Annotated in this window: 11 protein-coding genes; 10 read left to right on the plus strand and 1 reads right to left on the minus strand. The window is 68.8% G+C overall.

Annotation, left to right across the window (positions count from 1 at the left end; all coding sequences use genetic code 11):
- Positions 1-46: 46 nt before the first annotated feature.
- From VJS38_RS10645 to metK, 8 genes are all read left to right on the plus strand, one after another.
- The gene (locus tag VJS38_RS10645; RefSeq protein WP_324088131.1) at positions 47-421 is read left to right on the plus strand and encodes a Fur family transcriptional regulator; all 375 of its coding nucleotides are present in this window, start codon (positions 47-49) and stop codon (positions 419-421) included.
- Positions 422-515: 94 nt separating this feature from the next.
- The gene (gene miaB / locus VJS38_RS10650) at positions 516-1,856 is read left to right on the plus strand and encodes a tRNA (N6-isopentenyl adenosine(37)-C2)-methylthiotransferase MiaB (RefSeq protein ID WP_324088122.1); all 1,341 of its coding nucleotides are present in this window, start codon (positions 516-518) and stop codon (positions 1,854-1,856) included.
- Positions 1,853-2,803, plus strand: a complete 951-nt coding sequence (locus VJS38_RS10655; RefSeq protein ID WP_324088123.1) for a PhoH family protein — start codon at positions 1,853-1,855, stop codon at positions 2,801-2,803. Before miaB ends, VJS38_RS10655 begins: the two co-directional genes overlap by 4 nt.
- Positions 2,800-3,267 (plus strand): rRNA maturation RNase YbeY, encoded by a 468-nt coding sequence (gene ybeY / locus VJS38_RS10660; protein ID WP_324088124.1) that lies wholly within the window; start codon positions 2,800-2,802, stop codon positions 3,265-3,267. Before VJS38_RS10655 ends, ybeY begins: the two co-directional genes overlap by 4 nt.
- A 49-nt stretch (positions 3,268-3,316) precedes the next feature.
- Entirely contained in the window at positions 3,317-4,162 is an 846-nt protein-coding gene (locus tag VJS38_RS10665) for a hemolysin family protein (protein ID WP_324088125.1), read from the plus strand.
- Positions 4,163-4,176: 14 nt separating this feature from the next.
- Complete coding sequence (gene lnt, locus VJS38_RS10670) at positions 4,177-5,745, plus strand: apolipoprotein N-acyltransferase (protein ID WP_324088126.1); 1,569 nt, start codon at positions 4,177-4,179, stop codon at positions 5,743-5,745.
- A 60-nt stretch (positions 5,746-5,805) separates the two neighbouring features.
- The gene (locus tag VJS38_RS10675; RefSeq protein ID WP_324088127.1) at positions 5,806-6,216 is read left to right on the plus strand and encodes a helix-turn-helix transcriptional regulator; all 411 of its coding nucleotides are present in this window, start codon (positions 5,806-5,808) and stop codon (positions 6,214-6,216) included.
- A 102-nt stretch (positions 6,217-6,318) separates the two neighbouring features.
- Positions 6,319-7,539, plus strand: a complete 1,221-nt coding sequence (metK, locus tag VJS38_RS10680) for a methionine adenosyltransferase (RefSeq protein WP_324088128.1) — start codon at positions 6,319-6,321, stop codon at positions 7,537-7,539.
- Positions 7,540-7,686: 147 nt separating this feature from the next.
- Here metK and VJS38_RS10685 read toward each other — a convergent pair whose 3' ends face one another.
- On the minus strand, positions 7,687-8,430 hold the full coding sequence (locus tag VJS38_RS10685) for a nuclear transport factor 2 family protein (RefSeq protein WP_324088129.1): 744 nt from the start codon (positions 8,428-8,430) through the stop codon (positions 7,687-7,689).
- Between the two features lie 239 nt (positions 8,431-8,669).
- Here VJS38_RS10685 and cysD point away from each other — a divergent pair, with 239 nt between their 5' ends.
- Positions 8,670-9,650, plus strand: a complete 981-nt coding sequence (gene cysD, locus VJS38_RS10690; RefSeq protein WP_414692435.1) for a sulfate adenylyltransferase subunit CysD — start codon at positions 8,670-8,672, stop codon at positions 9,648-9,650.
- On the plus strand, positions 9,650-10,926 hold a 1,277-nt coding region (gene cysN / locus VJS38_RS10695; protein ID WP_324088130.1), incomplete at its 3' end, for a sulfate adenylyltransferase subunit CysN. The genes cysD and cysN, both read left to right, overlap by 1 nt.

Here is a 10,926-nt window from a genome sequence, read left to right on the forward strand (position 1 = left end):
GAGGCCTGTGCCTGACCGTATCGAACAGCTCTGCATCGAAAAGGGCATGCGCATGACCGAGCAGCGGCGGGTGATCGCCCGCGTGCTGTCGGACGCCCACGACCATCCGGACGTCGAGGAGCTGCATCGTCGCGCCCATGCGGTCGATCCGCACATCTCGATCGCCACCGTCTACCGCACGGTCCGGCTGCTCGAGGAGAGCGGCATCATCACCCGCCACGACTTCCGCGACGGCCGCTCGCGCTACGAGGAGCAGACCGAGTCGCATCACGACCACCTGATCGACCTGAAGACCGGCAATGTGGTCGAGTTCGTCGACAAGGAGATCGAGGAGCTGCAGGAGGCCATCGCCAAACGCCTCGGCTACCGGCTCGTCGAGCATCGGCTCGAGCTCTACGCGGTGCCGATCGAGGACAAGTAGGCGCCCGCCGCCCGCTCCGCGGCTTCGCGATGACAGCCCCGACCCTAACCTGCAGAACTTGCACGGCGATCCCTCCGCCCCCATAACGCCGTCCATGTCCGGGAACGCGCCGCTCAAGCGCCTCTACATCAAGACCTACGGCTGTCAGATGAACGTCTATGACAGCGAGCGGATGGCCGATGTGCTGGCGCCGCTGGGCTATGGCGTGACCGATAGCCCGGAGGGCGCGGACCTGGTGGTGCTCAACACCTGCCACATCCGCGAGAAGGCGACCGAGAAGGTCTATTCCGAGCTCGGCCAGATCAAGCTGCTGAAACAGGACAAGCAGGCCGCCGGCGGAGCCATGACCGTCGCCGTCGCCGGCTGCGTCGCCCAGGCCGAGGGCGAGGAGATCCTGCGCCGCCAGCCGGCCGTCGACCTGGTGGTCGGCCCGCAGTCCTATCACCAGCTGCCCGAATTGATCGCCCGCGCCCACCGCGCCCGCGGCGAGCGGCTGGCCGCCGACTTCGCCCCCGACGAGAAGTTCGACGCGCTTACCGCCGAGCGCCGGCCCTCCGGCGTGTCCGCGTTCCTGACGGTGCAGGAGGGCTGCGACAAGTTCTGCACCTTCTGCGTCGTGCCCTACACCCGCGGCGGCGAGTGGTCGCGGCCGGCCGAGGCGATCGAGGCGGAGGCCCGCAGCCTGGCGGAGAAGGGCGTGCGCGAGGTCACCCTGCTCGGCCAGAACGTCAACGCCTATGCCGGAGACGACGGTCTGGCGGGCCTGGTCCGCCGGCTGGCGAAGATCGAGGGCCTCGATCGCATCCGCTACACCACCAGCCACCCGCGCGACATGGACGAGGCGCTGATCGCCGCCCATGCCGAGGTCCCGGAGCTGATGCCCTACCTGCATCTGCCGGTGCAGTCGGGTTCGGATCGGATCCTGAAGGCGATGAACCGGGCGCACACCGCCGAGAGCTATCTGCGACTGATCGAGAAGATCCGCAGCAGCCGCCCCGACATCGCCATCTCCGGCGACTTCATCGTCGGCTTCCCGGGCGAGCGCGACGCCGACTTCGAGGCCACTCTCGAGCTGGTGCGCGAGGTGGATTACGCCGGCGCCTTCTCGTTCAAGTACTCGCGCCGCCCCGGCACGCCGGCCGCCGCCCTGCCGGGCCAGGTGGACGAAGCGGTGAAGGACGCGCGGCTGGCGAGCCTCAACGCCCTGCTCGAGGCGCAGCAGCGGGCGTTCAACGAGCGCCAGGCGGGCCGCGTGTTGCCGGTGCTGTTTGAAAAGCTTGGCCGTCACTCTGGTCAAATCATCGGCCGCAGCCCCTATCTTCAGGCGGTGCACGCCACGGCGCCGGATCGACTGATCGGGCAGATCGTTCCCGTGCGCATCGAAAGCGCGGCCAGGAACAGCCTGTCCGGCGTTCTGGACCTGGAGACGGCTTGAGCCGAGCGCCCGAATTCCTGCCGATGTCCGACGCCGCGGTGCGCGCGGTGGCCGGCGCGAACAGCCGTCACGCGGCGCTGATCGAGGACGCCTTCGGCGTGCTGGTCGAGACTCCCGGCGGCGGCGTGTCGCTGAGCGGCGACGCCCGCGCCCGGGCGCAGGCGAAGAAGGCGGTGCAGGCGATCGCCGAGCGCGCCGACCAGGGCCTGGAGATCGCCGAGGCCGACGTCCGCGTCGCCATCGGAACGGCCCGCTCCGGCCATGCCGGACCCGGCGCCCTGCCGGTCGGCCGACGCGGCCAGGTCGCCCCGAAGACCGCCACCCAGGCCGAATACCTCCAGGCGCTGGCGGCGGACGACCTGGTCTTCGGCCTGGGCCCGGCCGGCACCGGCAAGACCTTCCTGGCGGTCGCGCACGGCGCGGGCCTTTTGCTGCGCGGCGAGGTCGACCGGCTGATCGTTTCGCGGCCGGCCGTCGAGGCCGGCGAGCGGCTGGGCTTCCTGCCGGGCGACATGAACGAGAAGGTCGACCCCTACATGGCCCCCGTCTGGGAGGCGCTGACCGACATCCTGGGCGCCGAGCAGCTGCGCCGCAGGCGCGAGAAGGGCGAGATCGAAGTGGCGCCCATCGCCTTTCTGCGCGGCCGGACGCTTTCCCATGCGTTCGTTATCGTCGACGAGGCGCAGAACGCCTCGCGCGCGCAGATGAAGATGGTGCTGACACGGATCGGCGAAGGCTCGCGCATGGCGGTGACCGGCGATCCCACCCAGATCGACCTGCCGAACCCGCAGGACTCCGGCCTTGCCCATGCGGTCGGCCTGCTGGAGGGGGTCAAGGGCATCGGCGTGGTGCGGTTCAGCTCCGAGGACGTGGTGCGCCATCCCCTGGTCGAGCGGATCGTGCGGGCCTACGACGCCGACGCCGCCAGACGCGGGCGCACGGTGTGATCGACGTCGAGATCGAGGAAGAGGCCTGGACCCGGGCGCTGCCGGAGGTGGAGGCGCTGGCGATGGCGGCGGCGCAGGCGGCGCTGAGCACGGCGCCGAACGCCCCCTCAGCCGGCCTCGCCATCCTCCTCGCCGACGACGAGACCGTCCGCGACCTCAACGCCCGCTTCCGCGGCAAGGACGGGCCCACCAACGTGCTCTCCTTTCCGGCGCCGGAGAACCCGGAAGGGCACCTCGGCGACATCGCCCTGGCGTACGGCGTCTGCGCGCGCGAGGCCCGCGAACAAGGCAAGCCGATCGGCCATCATCTGCAGCACCTGGTGGCGCATGGCGTGCTGCATCTTTTAGGATACGATCACATGAGCGATGATGAGGCCGAAGCTATGGAAGGCCTCGAGCGCGTCGTCCTGGCCGGGCTAGGGGTGCCGGACCCCTACCAGGCGGGCGGAAGGGACCATGACTGACCCCGACCCCTCAAGTAGCAACGACCCCCGGAACAAGGGCCGCGGGGTCATGGCTATCTTCAACAACCTTTTCCGCAAGGGCCACGCCGAGGGCGAGGTCCAGGCCGAGGAGCACGAGACGCCGGCGACCGGCGAACTGGTCAGCCACGCGCGGGAGTTCCAGGAGCTCACCGTCGACGACGTGATGACGCCCAGGGCGGACATCGTCGCGATCGAGCAGAGCGCCGGCTTCGCCGAGGTGACGGCCCGCTTCGTCGAGGCCGAGCATTCGCGGATGCCGGTCTACCAGGACACGCTCGACGAGCCGGTGGGGCTGGTCCACGTCAAGGACGTCTTCAAGCTCCTGGCGCGCAAGTCGGGCAAGCCGGCGCCGGGCGACCAGATCCTGCAGGACGGCCGGCGCATCCTGCGCAAGCTGCTCTTCGTGCCGGGCTCCATGCCGGCGCCGGAGCTGCTCGGCCTGATGCGCGCGAGACGCACCCACATGGCCCTGGTGATCGACGAGTTCGGCGGCACCGACGGTCTGGTGACGCTGGAAGATCTGCTCGAACGGCTGGTCGGCGACATCTCCGACGAGCACGACCTGGAGAGCGACCAGACTTTCGCGCCGATCGCCGAGGACGCCATGGGCTGGATCGCCGACGGCCGCGCTCCGCTCGAGGAGCTGGAGGCGGCCATGGGCGCCGGCGTCGATCTCGCGCCGCCGGACCTGGACGAGGAGATCGACACGGTCGCCGGCCTGGTCAACGCGCTCGCCGGCCGGGTGCCGCAGCGAGGCGAGCAGATCGAGCATCCCGGCGGCTTCGCCATCGAGGTCCTCGCCGCCGACCCGCGGCGGGTCAAGCGCGTGCGGGTGCGCCGCCAGGCCGAGCCCGCCGCCGGCGCTCCGGCCTGACGGGCGCCTCAGGCGTGCAGCGCGCAAACCCGTGGCCCGGGCGCGGCCTGGCTCTCCTGGCCGGGCTGGCGGCAGGCCTCGCCCATCCGCCGTTCGGCGTGCTGCCGGGGCTGCTCGGCTATGCGCTGATGCTGCGCCAGATCGAGGCTCCGGCGGAGCGGCCGCTGCGCCAGGCCTTCGGGCGCGGCTGGCTCGCCGGCCTCGGCTATTTCGCCGTCAGCGTCTGGTGGATCGTCGAGCCCTTCATGGTCGACGCCAAGAACCAGGGCTGGATGGCGCCCTTCGCCCTGGCGCTGCTGGCGGGCGGCCTCGCCCTCTTCTGGGGCGCGGCGTCCCTGCTGCACCGCGCGCTCAAGGCCAGGGGCTTTTGCCGGGTGCTGGTGTTCGCCGGCTGCTTGGCGCTCGCCGAATGGCTGCGCGGCCACGTCCTCAGCGGCTTCCCCTGGGACCTGCCGGGCGAGAGCTGGCGGGCAGGCTCCGCGCCCTCCCAGCTCGCCGCCCTGGTGGGGGTCTACGGCCTGAGCTGGATCACGGTGGCGATCGCCAGCGCGCCGGCGCTCTGGTTCGACGCCCGTCCCCGCCGTGATCGCGCGGCCGCGCTTGCCGCAGCCTTGGCGGCGCTGGCCGGCCTCTACGGCTTCGGCATTGTCCGGCTGTCGGGCGCCGCGCAGCCGTCGCCCTCGGCGCCGCTCGTGCGCGTGGTGCAGGCGGATATCGACCAGAAACAGAAGTGGCGGCCGGAGAACCTCAATCAGATCTTCGCCACCTACCTCGACCTCACCCGCCGACCGGGTCCGGCGCGGCCCGACATCGTCGTCTGGCCCGAAGGCGCTCTGCCCGCCGTGGTCGACGACCTGCTGGCGCCCGGCATGCCCTACGCCCCGCAGCTGGTCGCCGCGCTGTCGCCCGGCCAGACGCTCCTGATGGGCGCCAACCGCGCCGAGCCCGCCGGGGGCGGCCAGTACCGCTATTTCAACAGCCTGCTGGCTTTCCGCCGCGAAGCTGCGCGGCTGAAGATCACCGGGATCTACGACAAGCACCACCTGGTGCCGTTCGGCGAGTTCATGCCCCTGGCGCAGCTGGCGACCAGGGTCGGGTTCCGCAGCCTCGTCCACATGCCGGACGACTTCACCGCCGGGCCGCCGTCGCGCCCGCTCAGCCCCGAGGGCCTGCCGGCCGTCCAGCCGCTGATCTGCTACGAAGCGCTGTTCCCAGGCCTGACGCGGCGGGGCCCGGCGGCGCCGGGGCCGCGGCCGGCCTGGATCCTGAACATCTCCAACGACGCCTGGTTCGGCGTGACCAGCGGGCCCCTGCAGCATCTCAACCTCGCCAGCTACCGCGCGATCGAACAGGGCCTGCCGCTGGTGCGGTCCACCCCGACCGGCGTCTCGGCCGTCATCGACGCCTATGGCCGCGTCCTGCCCCGTGCCCGCCTGGGCCTCGGCGCGTTCGGAGTGATCGATGCGCCGCTGCCGCCGGCGCTCAAGCCCACGCCCTATGTCCGCTGGGGCGACGCCGGATTCTTGCTGATGGTTCTCGTTTCGATTGCCGTCGTCCTGCAGAATCGCCTTGGACGAGCATGACTTCTTGACGTAAAGCCGCGCCAGTGTCTCAAAGTTAACAAAGTCTTGACGCGGGGCTGCATGGACAAGGTCGCAGAATTCGACGCCGGTCCAAATCCGATCGATCGCCATGTGGGCCTGCGCATCCGGCTGCGGCGCAAGGAACTGGGGATCAGCCAGGAAAGGCTGGCCGAGACCATCGGCCTGACCTTTCAGCAGGTGCAGAAATACGAGCGCGCCGCCAATCGCGTCAGCGCTTCGAAGCTGTGGGAGGTGGCCCGCGCTTTGGAGACCAACATCGGCTATTTTTATGAAGGCCTGCCCACCGAGGGCGAGATGCGCCGCCGTTCCGGCCCGAAGCTGGAGGACTTCCTGCTGACGGCCGAGGGCATGGAGCTCGCCCGCTATTTCCCGCAGATCCCCCAGCAGGGGATCCGCCGCCAGATTTTGGAGCTGGTGCGCACCATGGCGGTGGAGCCGGAAGGCGGCTGACAGCAGCCGCCGCTTGGCGGGACATAAAGATTTCTTTATAGGCTTTTCGACCAACTCTTCGGACGCCGTCTCCGCGGCGCCTCTAGTCCCGGGAGCCTGTGCGTGAGCCGTTCCAGCTATATCTTCACCAGCGAGAGCGTGTCCGAGGGGCACCCTGACAAGGTGGCCGACCGGATCTCCGACACCGTCGTCGACGCCTTCCTCAGCGTCGAGCCCGAAGCCCGGGTGGCCTGCGAAACGCTGGTCACCACCAACCGCATCGTCCTCGGCGGCGAGGTCCGCGCCGGCCGGCCGGGCGGCTCCAAGGCCGAGAACAAGGCCCTGACCAAGGAGATCGTCAAAGGCCTGGAGCCCAAGATCCGCGAGGCGATCAAGGAGATCGGCTACGAGCAGAAGGGCTTCCACTGGTCCAAGGCCAAGTACGCCTGCTACCTGCACGAGCAGTCGGCCCACATCGCCCAGGGCGTCGACGCCAGCGAGAAGAAGGACGAGGGCGCCGGCGACCAGGGCATCATGTTCGGCTACGCCTGCGACGAGACGCCCGAGCTGATGCCGGCGACCCTGCAATACAGCCACAACATCCTGAAGAAGCTGGCCGAGGCGCGCCATTCCGGCGAGTGCATGCCGCTGGAGCCCGACGCCAAGAGCCAGGTCACCCTGCGCTACGAGGACGGCCGCCCGGTCGAGGTGCTGCAGATCGTCGTCTCGCACCAGCACAAGAAGCGCATCGGCCTGCACAGCGCCACGCCCAAGCGGCTCGAAGCGGTGATCCGTCCCTACGTCGAGAGCGTCTTCCCGGCCGGCCTGATCACCAAGAAGACCAAGTGGCACGTCAACCCGACCGGCCGCTTCGAGATCGGCGGTCCGGACGGCGACGCCGGCCTGACCGGCCGCAAGATCATCGTCGACACCTACGGCGGCGCCTCGCCGCACGGCGGCGGCGCCTTCTCCGGCAAGGACCCGACCAAGGTCGACCGCTCGGCCGCCTACGCCTGCCGCTACCTGGCCAAGAACGTCGTCGCCGCGGGGCTGGCGAAGAAGTGCACCATCCAGATCAGCTACGCCATCGGCGTGGCCAAGCCGCTGTCCTTCTACGTCGACCTGCACGACACCGGCGAGATCGACCCGGCCAAGCTGGAAGCCGCGCTGCCGGAGATGATCGGCGGGGCCACGCCGCGGGCGATCCGCGAGCATCTGGGCCTCAACCGGCCGATCTACGCCCGCACCGCCGCCTACGGCCACTTCGGCCGCCAGCCCGACAACGAGGGCGGCTTCTCCTGGGAGAAGACCGATCTCACCGACCAGCTGCGCACGCTTGCCTGAGTTAGCGCTGAAGCCTTGTTAAGTCCGGCGGGGTAAGGCTGGCGGGACCATGGTCTCGCTCTCGCCCCCGCTGGACGCCCGCCCCGCCTCGGTCGCCGTGCGCGCAGAGGCCACCACAGGCGATCAAGCCCCGTGGCCGCCGCAGCCTCAGTCCGCCGGCCCGGCGAACTGGAAGTCCATGTGCAGGCGGGTGAGCTTCAGGGCGGCGATCTTCCATTCGCCGTTCTGGCGCACCCAGCGCTCGTGGTAGTGGCCGTAGCCGGTGAGCGACCTATCCGGCCCCCAGACCACGCGGTCCTGCATCGGCCAGACCGCATAGGCCTCGTCGCCGTTGATGGTGATCTCCGGCAGGTGCACCTGGTGGGCGGTCTTGGCCGTCAGGATCGCGGCCTGCACGCTGGCGATCGCGGCGTCGCGGCCCCTGATCGGCGGCGGCCCGCCGCTGTCGCTGACGTCCAGCTCGCAGTCCTCCGTGAAGATTTCGCCGAAGCCGTCCCAGTCCTTGGTGTCGAGGGTGCGGCAGTAGCGGGCCTTGGCGTTGCAGATGGCCAGCCAGTCCTTGAACGTGTCCAGATCGCTCACGACGTCCTCCCAGATCGCCTCAGGTGGCCAGCCGTCCTCGACGGCGTTGCTTAACACCGTCGAGGCGACGAGCCGAGGCTGGGGGTAGGCTACCTGAAGCCGCTCGATAAGGTGCGCCGGATGGGTGCAGAAATTCTCATCACCGGCCATGGCGAGCCGCTTCGTGGCGCCGACAAGATCCGCGCCGACTTCGACAAGACGTATGACGCAGTCAGTTACGTGAACGAGGCGACCGTCGCCGGCATGGACATTTACACGTTGATAGGCGAGATCCAGCCGCTGGATCACTTCAAGATCGGCGAGTTCCACGGCAACTGCGTTGGGCAGTCCGGCCGATCTGCCCTAAGTATTCCAGGCGGTTTCTTTACGACGCTACGACAAGGACTTGGCCGCAGTGGCCGGCGGCGCGCAGAGAATTGCTGGGGTGGCCCGAGAAAAGCTGAATGGCGGGGCCGCGGCCCAGGCCCTACATCTGCTCGACGTGGCCTTGGGCGCGCAGCCTTCGAACCCCGACGCCCTGACTTCCAGGGCTTGAAGCGGCCGCGTCGCTGGCGCAAAGAGGACTCGCCACGTTAGATAGTGATTACTATCTAACCGACCCATACGAACGAACGGAAAGCGCCGTGGGGCAAAGACTGACCCATCTCCAACGCCTTGAGGCGGAAAGCATCCACATCCTGCGCGAGGTCGTCGCCGAGGCGGAGCGTCCGGTGATGCTCTACTCGGTCGGCAAGGACTCCGCCGTCATGCTGCATCTGGCGCGCAAGGCCTTCTATCCCTCGCCGCCGCCGTTCCCGCTGCTGCACGTCGACACCACGTGGAAGTTCAAGGCGATGTACGACCTGCGCGACCGCATGGCGCGCGAGAGCGGCATGGAGCTGCTCGTCTATCACAACCCCGAGGCCATGGAGCGCGGCATCAACCCGTTCGACCATGGCCCGCTGCACACCGACATGTGGAAGACCGAGGGTCTCAAGCAGGCTTTGGACAAGTACGGCTTCGACGCGGCCTTCGGCGGCGCCCGTAGAGACGAGGAGAAGAGCCGCGCCAAGGAGCGGATCTTCTCGTTCCGCTCTGCCAACCACCGCTGGGACCCGAAGAACCAGCGCCCCGAGCTTTGGCGGCTCTACAACGCCAAGAAGGCCAAGGGCGAGTCGATCCGGGTGTTCCCGATCTCCAACTGGACCGAGCTGGACATCTGGCAATACATCCACCTGGAGGACATCCCGATCGTGCCGCTCTACTTCGCGGCCGAGCGCCCGACCGTGGAGCGCGACGGCATGCTGCTGATGGTCGATGACGACCGCTTCCGGCTGAACCCGGGCGAGAAGCCGGTGATACGCTCGGTGCGCTTCCGCACGCTCGGCTGCTATCCGCTGACCGGCGCGGTCGAGAGCAAGGCCTCGACCCTGCCGGAGGTGATCCAGGAGACCCTCTTGACCACCACCTCCGAGCGCCAGGGCCGGGTGATCGACAAGGACGCCGGCGCGGCCAGCATGGAGAAGAAGAAGCAGGAGGGTTATTTCTGATGACCGACGCGACCCTCCGCCAATCTGGCCTCCCGAAAGCGGCCCAAGAGGCGGCCTACGAGTACAAGGCCGACGACCTGATCGCCCAGGACATCGACGCCTATCTGGAGAAGCACCAGCACAAGTCCTTGCTGCGTTTCATCACCTGCGGCTCGGTCGACGACGGCAAGTCGACCCTGATCGGCCGCCTGCTTTACGACTCGAAGATGATCTTCGAGGACCAGCTGGCGGCGCTGGAGGACGATTCCAAGCGCGTCGGCACCCAAGGCCAGGAGATCGACTTCGCGCTGCTGGTCGACGGCCTCGCCGCCGAGCGCGAGCAGGGCATCACCATCGACGTCGCCTACCGGTTCTTCGCCACCGAGAAGCGCAAGTTCATCGTCGCCGACACCCCCGGCCACGAACAGTACACGCGCAACATGGTGACCGGCGCCTCGACGGCGGACCTGGCGGTGATCCTGATCGACGCGCGCAAGGGCGTGCTGGTGCAGACCAAGCGCCACTCGTACCTGGCGCAGCTGATCGGCATCCGCAACATCGTGCTGGCCGTCAACAAGATGGACCTGATCGGCTACGACCAGGCCAGGTACGAGGCCATCGTCGAGGACTACCGCGCCTTCGCCGCCAGCATCGGCATCAAGGACTTCGTCGCCATGCCGATCTCCGGCTTCAAGGGCGACAACATCACCGCAGGGTCGGCCAACACGCCCTGGTACAAGGGCCCGGCGCTGATCAAGCACCTGGAGAGCGTCGAGCTCGACCAGACGACCGACCAGGCCAAGCCGTTCCGCATGCCGGTGCAGTGGGTCAACCGGCCGAACCTCGACTTCCGCGGCTTCTCCGGCCTGATCGCCAGCGGTGTGGTGAAGCCGGGCGAGACGGTGCGCGTCCTGCCCTCGGGCAAGACCTCGACCGTCACCCGCGTGGTCACCTTCGACGGCGATCTGCAGGAAGGCGTCGCCGGCCAGGCGGTGACCATCTGCCTCGCCGACGAGATCGACTGCTCGCGCGGCGATGTCCTGGCGGTCGCCGACAACCCGCCGGAAGCGGCCGACCAGTTCGAGACGACCATCGTCTGGATGGCCGACGAGCCGCTGCTGCTGGGCCGGCCCTACTGGCTGAAGCTCGCCACCCAGACGGTGACGGCCCAGGTCCAGGCGCCGAAGTACCAGGTCAACGTCAACACCATGGAGCACCTGGCGGCCAAGACGCTGGAGCTCAACGCCATCGGCGTGGCCAACCTGTCGACCGACAAGCCGCTGGTGTTCGAGCCCTA

Origin of the sequence: Phenylobacterium sp., from assembly GCF_035276905.1 — a bacterium.
Taxonomy (GTDB): domain Bacteria; phylum Pseudomonadota; class Alphaproteobacteria; order Caulobacterales; family Caulobacteraceae; genus Phenylobacterium.

What these genes read in the sequence shown, in the direction of transcription:
- VJS38_RS10645 (WP_324088131.1), top strand. Translation starts at nt 47, where the DNA reads ATGCGCATGACCGAGCAGCGGCGGGTGATCGCCCGCGTGCTGTCGGAC.
- miaB (WP_324088122.1), top strand. Translation starts at nt 516, where the DNA reads ATGTCCGGGAACGCGCCGCTCAAGCGCCTCTACATCAAGACCTACGGC.
- VJS38_RS10665 (WP_324088125.1), top strand. Translation starts at nt 3,317, where the DNA reads ATGGCTATCTTCAACAACCTTTTCCGCAAGGGCCACGCCGAGGGCGAG.
- VJS38_RS10675 (WP_324088127.1), top strand. Translation starts at nt 5,806, where the DNA reads ATGGACAAGGTCGCAGAATTCGACGCCGGTCCAAATCCGATCGATCGC.